The sequence below is a fragment of the Nocardia sp. NPDC050713 genome, from assembly GCF_040654315.1.
Taxonomy (GTDB): domain Bacteria; phylum Actinomycetota; class Actinomycetes; order Mycobacteriales; family Mycobacteriaceae; genus Nocardia.
The window spans coordinates 1-22,720 of record NZ_JBFAHS010000029.1 but is presented as its reverse complement, the minus strand read 5'-3'; the positions used below and the strand labels follow the sequence as shown (position 1 = coordinate 22,720).

5 protein-coding genes and 1 pseudogene are annotated in these 22,720 nt (G+C 67.5%); 2 read left to right on the top strand and 4 right to left on the bottom strand.

Translation table 11 applies throughout. The annotated features are described in order from the left end of the window. Positions 1-41: 41 nt before the first annotated feature. Complete coding sequence (locus tag AB0H49_RS33550) at positions 42-1,328, bottom strand: cytochrome P450 (RefSeq protein ID WP_357256938.1); 1,287 nt, start codon at positions 1,326-1,328, stop codon at positions 42-44. A 140-nt stretch (positions 1,329-1,468) separates the two neighbouring features. On the opposite strand from AB0H49_RS33550, the gene AB0H49_RS33545 reads away from it, so the two are divergent. Beyond that, positions 1,469-3,145: a GMC oxidoreductase gene (locus tag AB0H49_RS33545; RefSeq protein ID WP_357256936.1), complete on the top strand. Its 1,677-nt coding sequence runs from the start codon at positions 1,469-1,471 to the stop codon at positions 3,143-3,145. 346 nt (positions 3,146-3,491) lie between these two features. Continuing rightward, on the top strand, positions 3,492-20,636 hold the full coding sequence (locus AB0H49_RS33540; RefSeq protein WP_357256934.1) for an amino acid adenylation domain-containing protein: 17,145 nt from the start codon (positions 3,492-3,494) through the stop codon (positions 20,634-20,636). Between the two features lie 321 nt (positions 20,637-20,957). On the opposite strand, the gene AB0H49_RS33535 is transcribed toward AB0H49_RS33540, so the two are convergent. The 3 genes and pseudogenes from AB0H49_RS33535 to AB0H49_RS33525 form a co-directional block, all read right to left on the bottom strand. Continuing rightward, the gene (locus AB0H49_RS33535) at positions 20,958-22,082 is read right to left on the bottom strand and encodes a tyrosine-type recombinase/integrase (RefSeq protein WP_357256931.1); all 1,125 of its coding nucleotides are present in this window, start codon (positions 22,080-22,082) and stop codon (positions 20,958-20,960) included. After that, positions 22,082-22,273 carry an excisionase family DNA-binding protein gene (locus AB0H49_RS33530; protein ID WP_357256958.1) on the bottom strand — a complete coding sequence of 64 codons (192 nt, stop codon included), beginning with the start codon at positions 22,271-22,273 and terminating at the stop codon, positions 22,082-22,084. Before AB0H49_RS33530 ends, AB0H49_RS33535 begins: the two co-directional genes overlap by 1 nt. A 75-nt stretch (positions 22,274-22,348) precedes the next feature. Continuing rightward, positions 22,349-22,633, bottom strand: a pseudogene (locus AB0H49_RS33525) (replication initiator); the annotation flags it as partial. Between the last annotated feature and the right edge of the window lie 87 nt (positions 22,634-22,720).

Below are 22,720 nucleotides of genomic sequence, written 5' to 3'. Positions count from 1 at the left end.
CCGCCTCTCCGACGGCGCGTGCACCGCGGAGGCGCGCGACGCTAGTTGGCGGACAGTTTGGCGGGCATGGAGCGGTAGCTGTTGAGGTTCACCAGGCCACGCGGGATCGGCGGGCCGTCCAGACGCAGATCCGGGTACCGCTCGAAGAGGGCTCGGAGCCCGATGGCGCCTTCCAATCGGGCGAGGTGGGCGCCCAGGCAGCTGTGCAACCCGCTGCTGAACGAGAGATGTTCCGTGGCGTTGGCTCTGGTCACGTCGAATCGTTCGGGATCGGGGAAGACGCCGGGGTCCTTGTTCGCGCCCTGCAGCAACAGCAGGATCAGCGAACCGGATTCGACGTGCTGATCGGCGATGTCGACGTCGCAACTCGCGATGCGGCCCGTGATCCGGATGGGACCGTCGTAGCGCAGGATCTCCTCGACCGCGCCCGGCCACAGCTCCGGCTGCGCCATCAGCATTTCCAGCTGGTCCGGATGGCGTCTCAGCAGGGCGATTCCGTTGCCGAGCATGTTCACCGTCGTCAAGAATCCGGCGTCGAGCAGCAAGGCCGCGTTGGCTATCTGCTCGCGCCGGGTGAGCTCACCACCCGTTACCAGCAGGCTGAGCACATCGTCGCCCGGTTCGGCGGCGAGCCCGGTGATGTGTTGGTCGAAATACCGCTGCCCCTCGGCCAAGTCCTCGATGGCGCGGCGGAAAGTTGCCCAGGTCAGGCCACGGTCGAGCAGCGGCGCACCGGTGTCTCCCCACCTCAGCAGGGTCGAATGCATGTCGGCGGGCAACCCGAGAATCTCGGCGATGATCGCGATGGGCAACCGCTCGGAGAAATCGGAGATCAGATCCGGTCGCGGCGTCGATTCCAGGCGTTCGAGCAGGTCATCGGTCACTTCTACGACCCGCTCCCGAAGTTTGGCTATCGCCTTCGGAGCGAATGCCTGCCCGACAAGGCGTCGGTACTTGGTGTGGTCCGGCGGATCGGTCACCAGCATCGAGGGCGGTTCCGCGAGGTTGGGAAGCCCCAGGTCCGTCTTGGTCAGCACCCATCGCATCGGCTCCGGCAGGGCTCGATTGCTGGGCGTGACCGTGCCGAAGCGACGGTCCCGCAGGATGAGCCGGCACAGTTCGTGGTCCGCGGTCACGCGCACCTGCCGCGATATCGTGGGCATCCGGCCCTGCTGCCGGACCGCCTCTACCGAGCGCGGCGCGCCGCGCACGCGATCCGGGCCGACCACGATCTGCGCGAGGGGATCGCCACGACGTGCCGCCACCAAGAGGTAGGTCCGTGCCAAGCGATGGAGGACCAGCCACCGTATCCACGCGCGCGCCAACATTTGCCACCTCCCACGCCGGATCTTCCCATCGTAGAACGCCACCACCCCCGGCTGGCTAATACTTGGCTAGCATCGTCATGTACCGACTCGCCCGCGCGTAACCGAGTTTCCCAACACACACCACGAGGTATGGGGATGTGATGGAGCGACCTTCAGATCCCGTGAGGGCCCCACTGGACCGGCGCGGTTTCGTCAAGGGCGTCGGCCTGGCCGCCGCGATGCTGGGTCTCGCGGGGGGAAGCACGCTCGCGCCAGGCACTTCTCCAGCGTGGGCCGATGACTACCGCCTGAGCCCGAACGCGTTGCTGTACCGCGCACTGGTGCCGGAGATCTTCGCGCCGCTGCCGGACCCGCCGGACCATGTGCCCGCGATCGTCGTCGGATCGGGATTCGGGGCGTCCATCGCCGCGCTGCGCCTGGCACAGTCCGGGATCGAGGTCGCGGTGCTGGAGCGCGGGTCGCGCTGGCCGAATGATCTGTGGCGCAACATCTTCGCCATCGACACGATTCCGGATGGCCGTGGCTTCTGGCATCGCACCACGTTCACCGGCGTGACCAGGGCCACCATGTCGTTCGATTTCTTCGGCGGGGTCCTCGACGTTTCCAGCTACCCGGGCATGGATGTGTGGCGCGGCGCGTGCGTGGGCGGCGGCTCGGTGGTGTTCACCGGGGTGATGCTCGAGCCCGAGCAGCGGTTCTTCGACCATGTGTTCGGCGGCGTGGTCGACTACCGCGAGATGCACGACATCTACTACCCCCGAGTCCGAGATACGTTGCGGCCCAGCCCGATACCGGACGACATCTATCACTCCATCGCGTTCGCGCACTCGCGGGCCTGGGACGGCCAGGTCCGCGCGGCCGGCTACACGCCGCAGCGCATCGACGGCATGTGGAATTGGCACATCATCCGCGACGAGCTGGCCGGACGATCGCAGCCGTCGGCGACGGTCGGCTGTTCCAACCTCGGCAATTCCAACGGCGCGAAGTTCGATCTGAACCAGAACTACCTGCGCTATGCCGAGGGCACCGGCCGCGCCCAAATCTACCCGGGCCATCGCGTGGACGCCATCGCCAAGGAACCCGGAGCGTCGGGTCGCTATACCGTTGCCCTGACCAAACTCGCGCCTACCGGCGAGGTGCTTCGAACCCGGACACTGACCTGCGACCGGCTGTTCCTCGGCGCGGGCTCCATCGGCACCTCCGAGCTGCTGGTGCGCGCGCGAGACACCGGCGCGCTGCCGAACCTGAACGAACACGTCGGCGAAGGCTGGGGCAGCAACGGTGATGTCGGCTTGGCGCGACCACTCAGCTCGCTCGACCTGGGCACGCAGGGCGCACCGTCCGCGAGCCGGATTCTGGACGAGGCGGGAGCGCCCGTCTCGCTGGAGAACTGGTTCATCCCCGGCGTGACGCCTTTCGATATCACCACTCTCGCATCGCTGGGCATCGTGCTCGACGACACCCGCGGCCGGTTCGTCTACAACCCGGCCGATGGACGGGTGAACCTGCAGTGGCCGGACAACGGCGCGGCCGGCTACCTCGCGCGGGCGCTGGAAGTCAACGACAAGGTGACGTGTCCCTGCCCGCCCATCGCCCTCCGGGTCGTGGGCGGGGACGCCTCGTTCACCTCACATCCGTTGGGCGGCGCTGTGATCGGACGCGCGACAGACAGGTACGGCCGGGTGCGCGGTTATCGAGGCTTGTACGTGATGGACGGGGCGGCTGTGCCCGGCAGCACCGGAACAGTGAACCCCGCGTTGACGATCAGTGCGCTGGCCGAGCGCAATATCGAAGAGATCATCAGCTCTGGGGAGTAGATTCCCCGAAACCCATTGTCGCCGAATACGGACAAACAAGACGCAAGATCGTGCGACGGCGCAGCGGACCTGCACTTATTACGTGTCCACATATCGCCAAGGGCATCGGAGTTTTCAATCCCGCTTTCGAAAATTCGCGCATCGAGATGGCGAATAATTCATAAGTCGAGCGGATCACAATACGGACCCATGCGCTTCCAAGATCGCCGCGGAGAAGCAGCGGAGCGCCGTCCAACACTTTCGCGAGTATTCACCTTATGAGGCGATGCGGAGAGCGAGCCTCCGGGGGTATACGCATACCAATCAGTCGGCTTATACTGGGCGCGGTCGGGTCTGGAGGCAAGTGATGACCGTTCCGCGACCGCAGTCCCCGCTCGACCAGGGGCCGGGCGGGGACGCCGAGCCCGACGTGTCGGTCACTCAGCCGGTGCCGCTGTCCGCGGGACAGCGGGGGCTGTGGCTGGCGCAGAAATTGAGCCCGGATGTGCCGATATGTGAGGCACAGTATCTCGAGTTCCATGGGGATCTGGATCTCGACTTACTTCGCAAGGTTTCGATTCGAGCGGGCCACGAATTCCAATCCGGATATATGCGACTGGTCGAGATCGACGGTGAGCCGCATCAGTTGTTCGACCCGTCGCTGGATTCGACGGGGCCGCTCATCGATATGCGTGGCGAACCGGACCCCATGGCGGCTGCCTTGCAGTGGATGCGCCGGGAGTACACCTCGCCTTTCGATATGATGCGAGACCGGTTGCTGACATGGGTGATGGTGCAGGTCGGGGATCGGCATTTCCTGTGGTACCTCAAGGGTCACCACGTCGCAGGGGACGGCTACGCCGCGATGACGGTGATGAACCGGGTCGCGGCGCTGTACACAGCGGCGGTGGAGGGCCGGACAGCGGAGCCGAACCAGGCGGCGGACCTGCGCACCCTCTACGAGGCCGATCGCAGTTACCGGGAGTCCAAGCGATTCGCCAGCGACCAAGCGTATTGGCTCGACCGACTCGCCGGCGTCGAGGAGGAGTCCAGCCTGGCCGCCGGATACGCGCCCGCCCGCGCGGACAGTGTCGTGGCGAAGGCCGAGCTGCCCGCCGAGACGGTGGAGCGGATCGATCGTTCCGCGCAGGCGTTGGACGCGACCCCCGCCGCAGTGGTGATCGCCGCGTTCGGAAGTTATCTGGCCCGGATGACCGGCCGAGACGAGGTCATGGTCAATATTCCCGTGTCGGGTCGCACCACCGCGGTGCTGCGGCGGTCCGCTGGAGTCTTCGTCAACGTTGTGCCGCTTCCGATCGCGCTCGGTACGGGCGACACGATCGCGACGCTGGTGCGGCGCGTGCAGTCCGACCTGATCGGAGCGTTGCGGCACCAGCGGTGCGGCCTCACCGACATTCGCGCCGCCGCGGGACACAACGGACAGCGGCGTTTCGCCGGCCCGGTGGTGAATGTCATGTTCTTCCACCAGGAACTCCGGCTCGGGTCGATGTCCGCGGAATTCCACATCCTCAGCTCCGGGCCGGTCGAGGATTTGCTGGTCGACCTCTACCAGGCAGGCGACCCGCCACAGACGATCCTGCACTTCATGGCCAATCCGAACCTCTACACCGGCCCCGAACTGTCGGCGCACTACACCAGATTCGTCCAGTTCCTCGACGCGTTCGCCGCCGCCGCACCGGACACCGATCTCGGCCAGGTCCACCCCGACAGCGCCCGGCACGGCGCCGGAATACGGCGCCGCCGCGAGAACCTGGCGTTCTGGCGAGCCACGCTCGCGGACCTTCCCGAGGAGCTGTATCTCCCGGTGGACAGGTCGCCCGCGGTGAGGTCGGATCGGCGTGCCACCCTCGGCTACTCGATGGGCGCCGAGTTGGTTCTGTCCTTGGAAAAGTTTGCACGGCAACGTGGTTCGCCACTGCCCATGGTGATTCACAGCGCGTTGGCTGTCCTGCTCGCCCGGTTGAGCGGTTCGACCGATATTTCGATCGGCACGCCGGTCGCCGTCCGCCTCGCGGCCGAGCTCGACGACGAGGCCGATATGTTCGTCAACACCCTGGCGTTGCGGACCGAGGTCGATCTCGACGAGTCGTTCACCGACCTGCTCGGCCGGATCGGGCAGGTCGACCTCGATGCCTTCGGGCACGCCGATGTTCCGTTCGAGCAACTGGTCGATCAACTCGCTCCGCGACGGTCGCAGGCTCGCCACCCGCTGTGTCAGGTGATGCTGGCTTTCCAGAATTTGGAGCGGGCGGAACTGGAGGTGCCCGGTCTGGATGTGTCGGTGGTCGATTTGCCCGACGAGGCGTCTCGTTTCGACCTACGGGTCGTGCTGTCGGACGATCACGACAGTGGCGGCATTGCGGTAGCGGTCACCTATGCCACCGATTTGTTCGATGCCGCGACGATCGATTCGTTCGCGCACCGGTGGATCCAGATACTCGAGTCGGTGGCCGCCGATCCCACCGCCGCGGTGGGGGGCATCGAGGTGCTCGAGCCTGCCGAGCGAGCCGACCTGCTGTCCCGCTCTGGTGCGCCCGCGGTGGCGCCCACTACTTTGGCCGACTTGGCGACCGCAGCGGTCGCACGGGATCCCGACGCCACGGCGATCGTTTTCGAGGGGCGGCAGCTGAGCTACCGAGAACTCGACGAGCGTTCGAATCGGTTGGCCCGTTTACTGATTCAGCGCGGCGTCGGCCCGGAGGATATCGTCGCGATCGGCATGCCGCGCTCCGCGGATTCCGTACTCGCGGTATGGGCGGTCGCCAAGTCGGGTGCCGCGTTTCTACCGATCGACCCGACCTATCCCCGCGAACGCATCACCCACATGGTGACCGATTCCCACGCGGCGATCGGTCTCACGGTCACCTCGGCGCGAACGCGATTGCCCGACGACATCGACTGGTTGACACCGGAGGACCTCGACGACGTCGAGGACCGCCCCGTCACCGACGGTGACCGGGTACGCCCGCTGCGTGTCGATGACCTCGCCTATGTCATGTACACCTCCGGATCGACCGGACTGCCCAAGGGTGTCGCGGTCACCCACCGCGGACTCGCCAACTGCGCCACCGAGCACCGGCACGCCATGGGAATCGAACCCGGTTCTCGTATCGTGCATTCGGCTTCGCCGAGCTTCGACGTATCGGTACTGGAATTGCTGTTGGCGTTGTGCGCGGGTGCGTCCATGGTCATCGCCCCCAGCGACGTCTACGGCGGCGACGAACTCGCCGAACTGCTCGACCGCGAGCAGGTCAGTCATATGCTGATCACGCCTTCGGCGTTGTCCACCATCGACCACACTCGTTGGCCGCTAACGTATTTGCGATACCTGCTGGTCGGCGGCGAGGGCTACGGCACCGAGTTGGTCGAGCGCTGGAGCGACGGCGACCGGAGCGTATTCAACGAGTACGGGCCTACCGAAGCCACCATCGCCGCGACGTTGACTCCCCCGTTGACGGCCGGTGAGTTGGTGACGATCGGTGGCCCGATTCGCGGTGTCTCGGAATGGGTTCTGGATCAGCGGCTGCAACCGGTGCCGGTTGGTGTCGCGGGTGAGTTGTACGTCGCGGGTGACCTGCTGGCCCGCGGATACCATCGCCGGGCAGCTTTGACGACCGAGCGTTTCGTAGCGTGCCCCTGGAGGCCCGGCGAGCGGATGTATCGCACAGGGGACGTGGTCCGGTGGACCGCCGATGGAGCGATCCAGCATCTCGGCCGATCCGATTTCCAGGTGAAGATTCGTGGCCGTCGTATCGAACTCGGCGAGATCGATGCGACGCTCTCCGCTCACGAGAGCGTCGGTTTCGCCGTGACGATCGGCCACCGCAACGATGCCGGGACCGAGTCGTTGGCTTCGTATGTCGTTGCCGCGTCGAGCAATTCGATCGATACCACGATCCTGACCGAGTACCTGGCCGACCGGTTGCCGTCCTATATGGTCCCGTCCGCGATCATGGTGCTGGAGCGTATCCCTTTGACGTCGGTGGGCAAGCTGGATCGCAAGGCGCTGCCCGATCCGGTATTCACCGACTACAAGGCCTTCCGCGCACCGCGGACACCCCTCGAACGCACGATCGCCGGATCGTTCGCCGAGGTATTGCGAATCGATGCCGTCGGCCTCGACGACTCGTTCTTCGCCCTCGGCGGGGACAGCGTTGTCGCGACCAGGGTCGCCGCGCGGCTGGGGGCCGCGCTGGACACCGAGATTCCGGTGCGGCTGTTGTTCGAGGCGCCCACGGTAGCGGCGCTGGCTGCCCGCGTAGAGCAGCATTCCGGCGCCGGTCGGCAACGCCCACCGCTGATCGCCGGGCCGCGCCCGGACCTCGTGCCCTTGGCGCCTGCCCAGCAACGGATGTGGTTCTTCAACCAGTACGACACCGGCTCGGGGGCGTACAACGTGCCGATCGCCATCCGGTTGCGTGGCGAGTTGAATGTCGAGGCACTGCGATCGGCCATGGTCGACGTCCTGCGCAGGCACGAGTCCTTACGGACGCGGTATCCGGACCACGACGGAATGCTGATCCAGCTCATCGAACCCGCCGACGAGATAAACCCCGAGCTGGCCCTGGTATCGGTTCCTGCGAGCCACGTGGACACGGCGGTAACCGAATTCGTCACCGCAGGCTTCGATGTGAGCGCCCGGCCGCCGGTCCGTGCCCGATTGTTCCGCGCTGCCGACAGCGAGGAGCCCGAATACGTGCTGGCCGTCGTCGTGCACCACATCGCCGCGGACGGTTTCTCCATGGCACCGCTGGCCCGCGACGTGACGACCGCGTACACCACCCGAACCCGCGGCGAAGTCCCTTCGTGGACACCGCTGCCCGTCCAGTACGCGGATTACGCACTGTGGCAACGAGCTACTCTCGGCTCGCCCGACGATCCGGAATCGCTGAGCGCCCAGCAGATCCGGTACTGGACCGAAACCCTGGACGGAGTCACCGAAGAACTTCGTCTGCCGACCGACAGGCCGAGGCCGGTGGTGGCGTCCAATCGAGGCGCCACCATCGACTACACCCTGGACGCCGAGTTGGTGCGGACATTGGAAAGACTGGCGCGGCACCATAGTTCGTCATTGTTCATGGTGATCCACGGCGCGCTGGCGGTCCTGCTCGCCCGGTTGAGCGGCACCACCGATATTCCGATCGGAACACCCATCGCCGGGCGCGGCGCGGCCGAACTCGACGACGTGATCGGCATGTTCGTCAACACCCTGGTCTTGCGGACCCGGATCGATCCCGACGAGTCGTTCACCGATCTGCTCGATCGAGTCAGGCAGATCGATCTGGATGCCTTCGGACACGCCGACGTGCCGTTCGAGCAACTGGTCGATCAACTCGCTCCCCAACGATCCCAGTCCCGGCACCCCCTGTTCCAGGTGATGCTGGCATTCCAGAATCTGGAACAGGTGAAGCTCGAACTGCCCGGTCTCGATGTATCGGTGGTCGACCTTCCCAACGAAGTGTCTCGTTTCGACCTGCAGGTCGTCCTGTCGGACACCCACAACGGTGGCGAGATGGCGGTAGCGGTCACCTATGCCACGGAGCTGTTCGACACCGCGACGATCGACTCCCTCGTACACCGGTGGATCCGGATACTCGAATCGGTGGCCACCGATCCCACGGTCCCGGTCGGGATGATCGAGGTGCTCGAGGCCGCCGAACGTGCCGACCTGGTGTCGCGCTCCGGCGGGCCCGCGGCGGCGCCCGCCACACTGCCCGACCTGTTGACCGCGGCGGCCGCACGAGATCCCCATGCCGCGGCGATCGTTTTCGAGGGGCGGCAGCTGAGCTATCGGGAGGTGGACGAGCATTCGAATCGGTTGGCCCGGATATTGATTCAGCGCGGTGTCGGTCCGGAGGATATCGTCGCGATCGGCATGCCGCGCTCCGCGGATTCCGTACTCGCGGTGTGGGCGGTCGCCAAAACCGGCGCCGCTTTTCTGCCGATCGACCCGACCAATCCCATCGAACGCATCACCCACATCGTGGCCGATTCCAAGGCGGCGATCGGTCTGACCGTGCCATCAGCGCGAAGCCGATTACCCGACGCCATCGACTGGTTGACACCGGAGGACCTCCCCGAGACCGAGAACCGCCCCGTCACCGATAGCGACCGGGTACGCCCGCTGCGTGTCGACCACGTCGCCTACGTCCTCTACACCTCCGGATCGACCGGACTGCCCAAAGGCGTCGCGGTCACCCACCGCGGACTCCGCAACTGCGCCACCGTGCACCGGCATGGCATGAGAATCGGATCGGGTTCTCGCGTTCTGCATCTGGCTTCGCCGAGCTTCGATGTGTCGGTACTGGAATTACTGGACGCGGTGTACTGGGTCGCGACCATGGTCATCGCGCCCAGCGACGTCTACGGCGGCGACGAACTCGGCGAATTGCTCGACCGGGAGCACGTCAGCCATCTCCTGATCACGCCCTCGGCATTGTCCACCATCGACCACAATCGTTGGCCGCTACCGGATTTGCGAAATCTCTTGGTCGGCGGCGAGGACTGTGGCGCCGAGTTGGTCGCGCGCTGGAGCGCCGACCACCGGAACATGGTCAACGAATATGGGCCCACCGAGACCACGATCGCCGCGACGCTGGCCTCCCCACTGACGGCAGACGAACCGGTCACCATCGGTAAGCCGATCCGTGGTGCCTCCGTATGGGTGCTCGATCAACGACTACAACCCGTAACAGTCGGCGTGACAGGCGAATTGTATGTCGCGGGCACCTTGCTGGCCCGCGGATACCACCGCCGGGCGGGTCTGACCGCCGCGCGTTTCGTAGCATGCCCGTGGGCGCCCGGGGAACGCATGTACCGCACCGGAGACTTGGTCCGATGGACGGCCCACGGAGCGCTCCAACATCTCGGCCGGTCGGACTTCCAGGTCAAGATTCGGGGTCTGCGCATCGAGCTCGGGGAGATCGATGCGGCGCTCGCCGCCCATGAGACCGTCGATTTCGCCGCCACGATCGGTCACCGCGGCGATTCCGGGTCCCAGTCGCTGGTTTCGTATGTCTTCGCCGCGCCGGGTAAGTCGATAGATACCACGACCCTGACCGAGTACCTCACGGGCCGGTTGCCGTCCTATATGGTCCCGTCCACGATCATGGTGCTGGATCGGATCCCCTTGACCGCGGCGGGCAAGCTGGATCGCAACGCACTCCCCGATCCGGTATTCGTCGGCGACAAGGCGTTCCGAGCACCCGAGACACCGCTCGAACGCACGATCGCCGAATCGTTCGCCGGTGTCCTGGGTATCGACACGGTCGGCCTCGACGATTCGTTCTTCGCCCTCGGCGGCGACAGCATCAGGTCGATCCAGCTGGTCACTCGGGCCGGGGCGGCAGGGGTGGTGTTCTCCGCGCGCGACGTGTTCGAGCGCAAAACCGTTGCCGGGCTGGCCCAGATCGCCGTCCTCGACAGCACCGCGGCGTCCGCCCTTCCGAAGGAACTGCCCGGCGGGGGTGTCGGGCCGATACCGCTGACGCCGAACATGCGACGGCTGATCGAAGGCGCGGAGCCGGGGTTCGACCGCTTCTCGCAGGCGATGATGCTGGCTCCGCCCGCGGGGATCGACCAGCGGAAGCTGGCGGCCACGGTGCAGGCGGTACTCGATCGGCACGACATGCTGCGCGCGCGGCTGCGCCCCGGCGCCGAGGGGAGCTGGGCGTGGGAGGTGCTGCCGATCGGGAAGATTCGAGCCGACGACGTCGTCCGCCGGGTGGCGATGGCGGGGCAGCCGGGAAGCGACGAGTTCCGTGCGTCGGTGGCGGCGGAATCGGCGGCGGCCGCGGATCGGCTCGATCCGGGCGCCGGGATCGTGACGCAGGTGGTCTGGTTCGATCCGGTCGACGCGGCGGAGTCGAGCAGAGTGCTTGTGCTGGTACATCGTTCGGCGATCGACAGGGCGTCCTGGCGGGTGCTGGTGGCCGATTTGGCGGTCGCGTGGGCGCGGATCGAGTCCGGCGAGCCACCCGATCCGGCCCCGGTCGGGACATCGATGCGCAGGTGGGCGCACGGGCTGGTCGAGGCAGCCCAACGCCCGGAGCGGACCGCCGAGCTCGACTTGTGGCAGGCGATGGCCGCCCGGGACGATCCGGTGATCGGATCCCGGCCTCTCGATCCCGAGATCGATGTGGCTGCCACGATCCGCACGGTCGAGGTCGTCGTGTCCCCCGAGGTGACCGAAGCGCTGTCGACCGACGTCCCAGCGGCATTCCACGGCAGTGTGGGCGACGGGCTGCTGGCCGCGCTGGCGGTAGCGGTGACGAAGTGGCGGCGCCAGCGTGCGACGGAACTCGCGGAGGTGGTGATCGATCTCGAAGGGCACGGCCGTGCGGAGGACGCCGTCCCGGGCTCGGATCTGACCCGGACGGTCGGCTGGTTCGCCACGAGTTTTATGATGCGCCTGGACCTTTCGGACATCGATCTCGAGGACGCGTGCGCCGGTGGCCCGGCTATGGGGGCAGCGGTCAAGTCCGTCAAGGAACAGTTGCGCGCCGTTCCGGACCACGGAATCGGCTACGGCTTGTTGCGATATCTCAACGAGGACACCGGACCGATTCTCGGAACCCGGCCGACGCCGCAGATCGCGTTCGACTACACCGCCACGTCCCTTCCCGAAGAAATACTTTCGGCCGGATGGATGCCGGTGAATGATCCCGCCGCTGCCGGTGCGCGGAATCCGGATATGCCGGTGTCGGCAGTGCTCGACATCAAGGCCTGCACCGACGACGAGGCGGGCCGTCCGCGGTTGCGGGCGATCTGGTCGTATCCCGCCGGGGTACTCACCGCCGACGAGGTACGCGAGGTGGCGGAGTCGTGGCGCCGAGTCTTGACCGCGTTGGCCAGACATGTCCACCACGCCGGGTCCGGCGGACGGACGCCGTCGGACCTGGATCTGGTCCGGCTCGGGCAGTCCGAAATCGAGCGACTCGAAGGCAGCTATCCGGCGTTGAGCGACGTCTGGCCGTTGACTCCGTTGCAGGAGGGGTTGCTGTTCCATGCGCTGGTGTCCGAGGAGTCCATGGACGCCTACTTGGTGCAGTTGGTCCTCGAGCTGCGTGGGCGGGTCGACCCGGAGCGGCTGCGCCGAGCCGCGCAGGTGCTGCTCGACCGGCATGCGAATTTGCGCACCGCGTTCGTCACCGACACCGCCGCAGGACCGGTGCAGGTGGTCAACGAAAACGTCGAGGTCCCTTGGTCGGAGCTCGACCTGTCCGGGCTCGCGGACGGTGCCCGCGACCGCGAGTGGGATCGGCTGATGGCCGCGGACCGGGCGGCCCGGTTCGACCCGGCTCGTGCCCCACTGCTGCGCTGGATGGTGGTCACCACGGGGCCCGAGCACTACCGGCTGGTGCTGACCAACCATCACCTGCTGCTCGACGGCTGGTCGACGCCGCTGCTCCTGAAGGAGTTGCTGATCCTCTTCGCCACCGACGGCGACGCCGCGATCCTGCCTCGCCTCCGTCCCTACCGGGACTTCTTGGCGGAGATCGGCGGGCGAGACCCGACCGCTTCGCTCGACGCCTGGGCTCGCGCGTTCGACGGCGCCGACGGGCCGACCCTGGTGGCTCCGGCCGATCCCGGCCGCCCGTACACCGAATCGCGTGAGGTGGTCGGCGAACTGACCGAGGAACAGACCGCGTCGCTGACCGGCCTGGCGCGCGCTCGTGGCGTCACCCTCAACACCGTGATCCAGACTGCATGGGCGATCGTGTTGGGCGCGTTCACGTCCCGGGACGACGTGACGTTCGGCGCCACGGTGTCCGGACGGCCCCCGCGGATCGCGGGCATCGAGTCGATGATCGGACTGTTCATCAACACACTGCCGGTGCGCGTCCGCCTCGATCCCGCCGAGAGCTTGGGCCAGCTGCTCGACCGAATCCAGGCGGAGCAGGCCGGACTGCTCGATCACCACTACGTGGGTCTGACCGACATCGAGCGGGTGGCCGGGCCCGCGGCGGTCTTCGACACGATCACGGTGTTCGAGTCCTTCCCGATCGATCGCGGCGGGCTGACCGCGGACACCGATATCGCCGGCATGCGGCTGATCGACGTGACCAGCGTCAACGCCGCGCACTATCCGCTGGGAGTTGTCGCGCGGGTCGACACCCGACTGCACGTCGAGATCAACTACCTGCCCGAACTCTTCGACCGGGACGCTATGGACGCGACCCTGCGGAGGTTCCTGCGCGTCATCGGCGCCGTCGCCGCCGACCCGGATCTGCCGCTGGCGCGGCTAAACCTGCTCTCCCCGGCCGAACACCGGGAGTTGACGCCGGTTTCGGGCGATCCAGCGGTGCGGGAGCGGGTGCTGCCGGAGTTGCTGGCGGCGGCGGTGCAGCGGGATCCGGGGGCGGTCGCGGTGGTGTGCGGGGATCGGTGGTGGACGTACGGCGAGCTGGACGCGGAGTCGAATCGGTTGGCCCGCTTGTTGATCGGCCGGGGTGTCGGGCCGGAGGCGAGTGTCGCGGTCGGATTGCCGCGGTCGGTCGATTCGGTACTGGCGGTATGGGCGGTGGCTAAGTCGGGGGCAGCGTTCGTGCCGGTGGATCCGCAGTACCCGGCGAGCCGGATCGAGCACATGCTCACCGATTCCGGTGTGGCGGTGGGGATCACACGGCCGGAGTGGCGGGATCGGCTGCCCGGGACTGTTCCGTGGTTGATCCTCGGCGAGGTCGAAACGGAGGCCGCGGGGTTGTCGTCGGCGCCGGTGACCGATGCGGAGCGAACATCGGCGGTGCGGGTCGACAACGCGGCGTACGTGATCTACACGTCCGGCTCGACAGGTGTGCCGAAGGGTGTGGTGGTGTCGCATCGAGGGTTGGCGAACCTGGTGGCCGAGGAATGTTCGAGGTTCGGCACCGGGCCGAGCGCGCGGGTGCTGGCTTTCGCGTCTCCGAGTTTCGACGCGGCGGTGCTGGAACACCTGTTGGCGTTCGCGGCGGGCGGTCGGCTGGTGATCGCGCCCCCGACCGTCTACGGCGGAGACGAGCTGGCGCGGATCCTGTCGCGCACGAAGGTGACCCATGTCGCGCTGACGCCCGCGGCTTTGGGGACGGTCGATCCCGCCGGGCTCGACGACCTCGGCACCATCGTGACCGGTGGCGAAGCGCCCACACCGACACTGGTGTCGCGGTGGGCGCCGGGCCGGAGATTCTTCAACACCTACGGCCCGGCCGAGGCCACGATCCTGACCGATGCCGGTGCGCCGATAGTGGCAGGTGAGGCGGTGACGATCGGTGGACCGATCCGCGGGGTCGGCCAGGTCGTGCTCGACGCGTGGTTGCGGCCGGTGGCGATCGGGGTCGTCGGCGAGTTGTATCTGGCGGGCCCCGGCCTGGCCCGCGGCTACCGCAACGGGACGGGTCTGACGGCATCGCGGTTCGTCGCCGATCCGTTCGAGGGCCCGGGACAACGCATGTATCGAACCGGCGACCTGGTGCGGTGGGTGCGACTACCTGACCGGAGTCTGGCGCTCGAATATGTGGGCCGGTCGGATTTCCAGGTCAAGATTCGTGGTTTCCGCGTCGAGCTCGGCGAGGTCGAATCGGCTCTGGTCGCCTGCCCGGGTGTGGCCCGAGCAGCGGCGACTGTGCACCGGGACCCCGCCACCGGCGACCGGTTGATCGGGTACGTCGAGCCCGAGCACCGCGCGGACCTCGACGCGGCCGCGGTCCGCGCGTTCGCCGCGGAGCGGTTGGCCTCGCACATGGTGCCCGCGATCGTGATGGTGCTCGACGCGCTCCCGGTGACGGCGAACGGCAAGATCGACCGCGCCGCTCTGCCCGAGCCGGACTTCACCGCGGGCCGAGCCGAATTCCGGGCACCGGCCACCGACGTGGAGACGACGCTGGCGCGACTGTTCGCCGAGGTACTGGGTATCGACACGGTCGGTGCCGACGATTCGTTCTTCGCCCTCGGCGGCGACAGCATCATGTCGATCCAGCTGGTGACGCGAGCCAGGGCTGCGGGTGTGGTGTTCTCCGCACGCGAGGTATTCGAGCGCAAGACGGTCGCCGGACTGGCCGAGATCGCCGTTCTCGACAACAGCGCCGCGGCGACCTCCCTTCCGGCGGAACTGCCCGGCGGGGGCGTGGGACCGGTACCTCTGACGCCGATCACGCATTGGATGATCGAGCGCGGCGGCTTCGACCGCTTCTGCCAGTGGGTGATGCTCACCCTGCCGACCGGCATCGACGCCACCGGAATCGGCGCCACCGTCCAGGCGGTGATCGATCACCACGACATGCTGCGCGCTCGGCTACAGCCGGAACCCGCGCACCCGTCGGGGTGGACGCTACGGGTGCAGCCGACCGCGATGCCCGCCGCCGGGCTGATCCGGCGGGTGCCGGTGGATGCGGCGCCGGACAGCAGCGCCTTCGCGGCGCTCGCCGACGCCGAGGCGAACGCGGCGGCCGAACGCCTCGACCCCGCGGCCGGAGTCGTGCTTCAGCTGGTCTGGTTCGACTGGGCCGGACAGCCGGGGCGGCTGCTCGTCGTCGCGCACCACTTGGTGATCGACGGCGTGTCGTGGCGGATCCTCGTCCCCGATCTCGCCGTGGCGTGGGCCCAGCTGAGTGCCGGACAGCGGCCGCGGCTCGCGCCCGTCGGCACTTCGGTGCGACGCTGGGCGCATGCGCTGAACACCGCCGCAGGAAGCCTCGACGAACTCGACTGGTGGCAGTCCACGCTCGCCGCCGACGATCCGCCGATCGGTGCCCGCCCGATCGACCCGTCCGTGGACGTGCAAGCCACCGCCGCCACCGTCGAGGTGGCGCTTCCCACCGCGGTGACCCGCGCCGTACTCACCACCCTGCCCAGGGCGTTCCACGGCAACGTGGACGACGCCCTCGTCGCCGGGCTCGCGCTGGCGCTGACCCGATGGCGGCGCCGCCGCGGCGATACCGTCGCCGAGACGCTGCTCACCCTCGAAAGCCACGGCCGCCACGACACGGTGCTTCCCGGCGCCGACCTCACCCGCACCATCGGATGGTTCACCACCACCTACCCGGTCCGGCTCGACGTGTCCGGTATCGACATCGACGACGCCTTCGCCGCCGGGGATGCCGCCGCGGCGGTCGTCAAGTCGGTCAAGGAACAACTCCGGCGGGTCCCCGACCACGGGATCGGCTACGGACTGCTGCGTTATCTCAACGCCGATACCGCCCCCGTCCTGCGTGAATTGCCCACTCCCCAGGTGAGTTTCAACTACCTCGGCCGACTCGACACCACTCCCCCGACGTTGCGCGACATTGGGTGGATGCCCGCAGGCGACGGACCCGAGGGCGGCAGCATCCAGAACCCCGACGCGCCCGTCGCTGCCCTGCTCGGCATCAACGCGGTCACCATCGATACCTCGGACGGGCCCACCCTTACCGCGGCCTGGGAGTATCCGACCGGCGTGCTCACCTCCACCGAGGTCACCGACCTCGCGGAACTGTGGCGCGACGCGGTGACCGCTCTGGCCGCACACGCGTCCCGCCCCGACGCGGGCGGGCTCACCCCTTCCGACGTCGGCCTCGTCGACCTCGACCAAGGCGCGATCGACCGGCTCGCGGCCGGACGTTCGACACTGGACGACATCTGGCCGCTCACGCCGCTGCAAAAAGGGTTGCTGTTCCACGCCCAACTCGCCGACGGCACCCTCGACGCCTACATAGTGCAACTCGGTCTGGAACTCGGCGGGCGCGTCGACGCCGACCGGCTGCGGCGCGCCGCGCAGGCTCTCCTCGGACGTCACCCGAACCTGCGGACCGCGTTCGTACGCGATGGCGCACGCGAAGCGGTCCAGTTGGTGCACCAGCACGTCGACGTGCCGTTCACCGGGATCGACCTGGCCGGGCGCGACGATACGGAAGCCGCACTCGAAGAGTTCATGGACGCCGACCGCCGCGCGTGCTTCGACGTGACCACCGCGCCGCTGCTGCGACTCACCCTGATCAGCACCGTGCCCCGGCGGTATCGACTGCTGCTGAGCATGCACCACATCCTGATAGACGGCTGGTCCACGCCACTGCTCATCCGAGAACTGCTGACCCTCTACGCCGCCGACAGCGACCTCACGGTGTTGCCCCCGGTGCGCCCCTACCGCGACTACCTGCGGTGGCTGAACGCCCAGGACCGGGACGCGGCGGAAGCCGCGTGGGCGCGGGCATTCGAGGGCATCGCCGAGCCGACCCTGCTGGCGCCCGCGGATCGCGGCCGCCGACCCACCATCGCCGCGCGCGAAGTCCAGGTGCGACTGAGCCAGCAGCGCACCGCGGCCCTTGTCGCGGTGGCCCATCGACAAGAGGCCACCCTCAACACCCTCGTCGAAGCCGCCTGGGCGATCGTGCTCGCCACCTCGACCGCCCGCGAGGACGTGGTCTTCGGCACCACCGTCTCCGGGCGCCCGCCGCAGATCCCCGGCATCGAATCGATGATCGGGTTGTTCGTCAACACCGTGCCCGTCCGGATCCGGCTCGATCACGACGAAACGCTGGCCGAGCTACTGCGGCGAATCCAAGCCGAACAGGCCGCGCTGCTCGACCATCACCACCTCGGGCTCGCCGAGATCCAGCGCGTGGCCGGTCCCGGCGCGATGTTCGACACCGTGACCGTCCTCGAGTCCTACCCGGTCGACCGGGCCGGTCTGTCCGAAGACACCGACATCGCGGGGATGCACGTTCTCGACGTCGACGGACGCGACGCCGCGCACTATCCGCTCGGCCTAGTCGTCCATCAGGACACCCGAGTGCACCTGACCTTCAAATACCTGCCGGAACTGTTCACCCGACACCAGATCGACGCCATCGCCGACCGAATGCTGCGCGTGCTCGACACCCTCGCCGACCACATCGACCTCCCGCTGACCCAGCTGGAGTTGCTGTCGCCGGAGGAACGAGCCACCTTGGTCCCCGTTCGCGGTCGCCCCGGTCTGCCGCTATCGATCTTGCCGCAGGTGTTGACGGCCGCGATGACGCCGGACACGGAAGCGGTGGTCTGCGACGGCTCGAGGCTGTCCTACCGCGAACTCGACGAGATTTCGAACCGGTGGGCGCGGGTATTGATCGAGGCGGGAACAGGACCGGAATCGATGGTGGCCATAGCGTTACCGCGCTCCGTCGACGCCGTGATCGCCGTGTGGGCGGTCGCCAAATCCGGTGGCGCGTTCGTCCCCATCGATCCCGCCCATCCCCGGGACCGGATCACCGGCATGCTCACCGATTCCGGTGCCGCCGTAGGGCTGACACTCGGGATCCACCGAGACCAGCTGCCGGACACCACCGATTGGCTCGCCCTCGACGACCCGTCCTTCGCGGCGACGACAGCGTCGGCGTCCCCCGCCGCGATCACCGACCGCGACCGCACGACCACGCTACGGCCACACCACCCGGCCTATCTGATGTTCACCTCGGGCTCCACCGGGATTCCCAAAGGCGTCGTGGTCACCCACAGCGGAATCGCGGACCTGGCCGCCGAAACACGGGAGCGGTTCGGCCTCACCCCGGCCTCTCGGGTGCTGGGCGCCGCCGCCCTGACCTTCGACGTCTCGGTCCTCGAATGGCTCAGCGCCGCGGCCGCGGGCGCCACACTGGTTCTCGCACCCGCACCGGTGGTCGCTGGCGCAGACCTGGCACAGGTGATCAAGACCGAACGCGTCACCCATGCCGCCTTCACTCCGACAGTGCTCGCCTCGCTGCCCCCCGACGAACTCGACACCCTCGGCACCCTGATCCTCGGCGGCGAGACATGCCCACCGGACCTGGCAGCGCAGTGGATTCCGGGCCGGACGGTGATCAGCTCCTACGGTGCTACCGAAACCACCATCATGAGCTGCGCCGACGCTCCCGCGACCACCAACGCTCCGATGACGATCGGCGGCCCGACCCGCGGATTCACCGCCGTCGTACTCGACCGCAGACTGCGACCCGTCCCACCCGGAGTCGTCGGCGAACTGTACGTGTCCGGACCGGGCCTCGCCCGCGGCTACCACAGGCAACCCGTAACCACAGCAGCCCGATTCGTCCCCGACCCGTACGGGCCGCCCGGGACACGGATGTACCGCACCGGCGACCTGGTGACCTGGACCGCCGACCGAACCCTGCGATACAAGGGCCGCAGCGACCTGCAACTCAAGATCCACGGCCACCGCATCGAACGCGGCGACATCGAAGCCGCGCTACGCGGCCACCCCGACATCACCCACGCCGCCGTCACCGTCCACAGCCGATCCAACGGCTCCGGCCAACTCACCGGCTACGTCGTCCCCGCCCCGCACACCACGCCCGACACCCTCGCGCTGACCACCTATCTCGCGACCCGGCTACCCACCCACATGATCCCCACCGCGATCCTCACCCTCGACCGGATCCCCCTCACCTCCACCGGCAAACTCGACTACAAAGCCCTACCCGCACCCGACCGGCGGCACTCCCGATTCCGGCCGCCGTCCACCCCACTCGAGACCACCGTCTGCGACGCCTTCGCCCGGACTCTCGACATCGAACGAGTCGGCGTCGACGACGGCTTCTTCGCCCTCGGCGGCAACTCGCTGGCCGCCACCCAGCTGGTTGCGCGGCTGGCGGAATCGACCGGCGCCGACGTGCCGATTCAATGGGTCTTCACCGACCCGACACCGCACTTGCTGGCTCGCCGCATCGATGCCCGCCTGCGCGGCCTCGAGGAACAGGATTCCGGCGACGCACTGTCGGTGCTGCTCCCGCTGCGTGCTGCGGGAACCGGCCCACCACTGTTCTGCGTCCACCCCGCCATCGGATTGGCTTGGGGCTTCAGCGGACTCGTGCAGCACGTCGACCCCGACCGTCCCGTGTACGGACTGCAATCCCCGACGCTGACCGATCCCACCGCGCGGTTCGACACACTCGACCACCTCGCCGCCCGCTACGTACGGGAGATGCGGTCCGTCCAGCCGCACGGCCCTTACCACTTGCTCGGCTATTCGCTCGGCGGCACCATCGCCCACGCGATCGCCGTCCAACTCCGCCGAGACGGTGAACAGGTGGCGACCCTGGCCATGATGGACACCCGAGTCGTCACCGACCGCATCGTCGGCACTCTGGCCCCCACCACCGCGGACTTGCTGACCGAGTTCGGCGGCCTCGCCGCTTTCGAGCTTCCCGCCGACCTCACCTTCGAGGTCGCGGCCGAGTTGCTGCACCGGCAGGGCGGACTCTTCACCGCCCTGACCGCCGAGCATCTCGTGACCCTGCACCGCGACTACACCCGGCTCGTCGACCTCACCCGAAACCACCGGCCCGCATCCTTCGCCGGGGACCTGATCTACTTCAGCTCCACTCCGGACCACACGGACAACGGCCCTTCTCCGGCTCACGCATGGAACAAACACATCACCGGCCGCATCACCGAACACCGCATTCCCGCCCGGCACGAACGGATGACCGACCCGGACGCCCTGCGCGCGATCGGGCTTGCCCTCACCGAGCACTTCCACGAGCTACACATCGATCGAGTTCGTGGCTGAGGGGTGATCGTCAGCAAGACACGCTGGAGCAGAGGACTGTCGCGGGCGCCCTCGGTACGAAGCCGCGCCTGCATAGCTACGCTCGCTCAATTGCGGTGACGGGGCGATGTCGGCTCCGAGTCGAGCCCAGGATGGATGCGAATTGATCGCACCTATATCGCTCACAGGCTGCGCTATTCTCTCGAAATAGCGCTGACCTGCGGCTTCTGAGTGGTCCCAGCTGGGATCGAACCAGCGACCTTCCGCGTGTGAGTCAGGCGCTCCGATGCAGGTCAGGGCACCGGCCCATGCCGTCGTGTCTTCCACGTGCCCCGACTCCGCTCAGTGCCTCACGATGATTGTGCGCGGCAGCTCGACTGCGTTCCCTCTGGCTGCCAGCTTGCTCAGCTCTACGGCGACCTGTTTGTCTCGCCCGTCGACAGCGTGCAGGTACCGCAGTGCGGCGGCCGTCGAAGCGTGCCCAAGCCGCTTCTTGAGATCAGCGAGCGTGGCCCCAGTCGCAGCGGCCAAGGTTTGGCCAGTGTGTCTGAGATCGTGAAAACTCACCTCGACCCCGACCCGATTCCGCGCCCGCACAAACGCCTGATAGATCGCGTTGCCGCGCATCCGCTGCTTGTCCTGGCCGACGAACAGCCACGTGTCACCGGACCACTTCTCCAAGTGCTCAACGAGAAACGGCCGCAGGTGCGGCGGGATCGACACCGGCCGCTTACCGGCGTCGGTCTTCGGGTCTTTGTCGAAGGCTTCGCCGGATTCCAGCAGCTCGACTCGGTTGCGCCGAACCCAGACCTCATCAGCCACCAGGTCCAGGTCTACGACCGCCAGGCCGATGATCTCGCCGCGCCGCAGACCGCACCATGCCGCGAGCAGGACCGCAGCCCGATACCGCGGCGTGATCTTCTCGACCAGTTCGGCGACTTGGGCCGGAGTGGCGACAGTGCGTTCCTTCGCTCGATCCGAGCCAGCGCCCTTGATCGTGCACGGGTTCGCCGAAATCGCGCCGTCACGCTTCGCTTGATTCATCACGGTCCGGAGGAACCGGTAGGACTGGGCGATGGAAGTCTTGCCGCCAGTGCCAGCGAGCGCTTTGGCGTGCCAGCTGCGCACCACCGGGGGTGTGATCGCAATCAGCGGCTTGTCCAAGAGCTCAGTCATGTGCAGGCGCATGTTCCGCCTGCATGTCTCCTCCCACCGCGGGCCGACATCCGGGTTGTCCCGCAAGTACGCCGAGGCGTAGTCCTCGAACCGCTGCCGTCCAATCCGTTCATCGAGCCACGCGCCCCGGCTGATGTCGGCCTCGACGTTGACCAACCACCGGTCCGCGTCAGTCTTGGTGCGAAACGTCTGCGGTGCGTTCTGCCGCTTGCCGGTCGGGCCGATGAACGACGCTTGAAACTTGCCGGACGGCAGCTTGCGAACTTTGCCGAACCGTCGTCGCGCTGCCATCAGGCCACCGCCTTACCGCCACTCCAGCGGACCTCGATCGCTTCGACCTTGCCCGCCTGGGCGTATGCCTCCAGGTCCGACACCTTGAACCGCACGTGTCCACCGACCTTGTAGAACACCACCCGCCGTTCCGCCACCAGCCGACGAATGAATCGCACACCGGTCCCCAGATACACTGCGGCACCCTGCACATCCACGTATCCCGATCCGATATCCACTGCTCTACCTCTCCCCTACGCTGCTTCCCGAACTGCCGAAACGTCTTGCTATGCCGCGGTTCCTGCCGCGAGCAGGGCTCTGATGTATTCCGCCCGCCACGTCGTGCGTTGAGCGATCGCGGCGAGGATGAGGTGATCCCGCGGCGGTGCGGAGTGGTCGCCGGGTTCGACCGGCCGCACGATCAGGTGACTGGTGTCGGGTTTGACGATGCCGACCTGAGCGAGCAGTTGCCGAACGAATTCGGCGCGGTCGGCCTTGTGATCTGGCAGGGTTTTGCCGGACCAGCGGCGCGAGACCAAGACACGACGGCCGGGCAGGCCGAGGGTGAACTGTCACGGGTTGGGGGCCGCTTCTTCTTAGAGGAAGATGGTCGCCATCATGTCGAAGCGTTACCCGCCCGAGGTTCGTGAGAAGGCTGT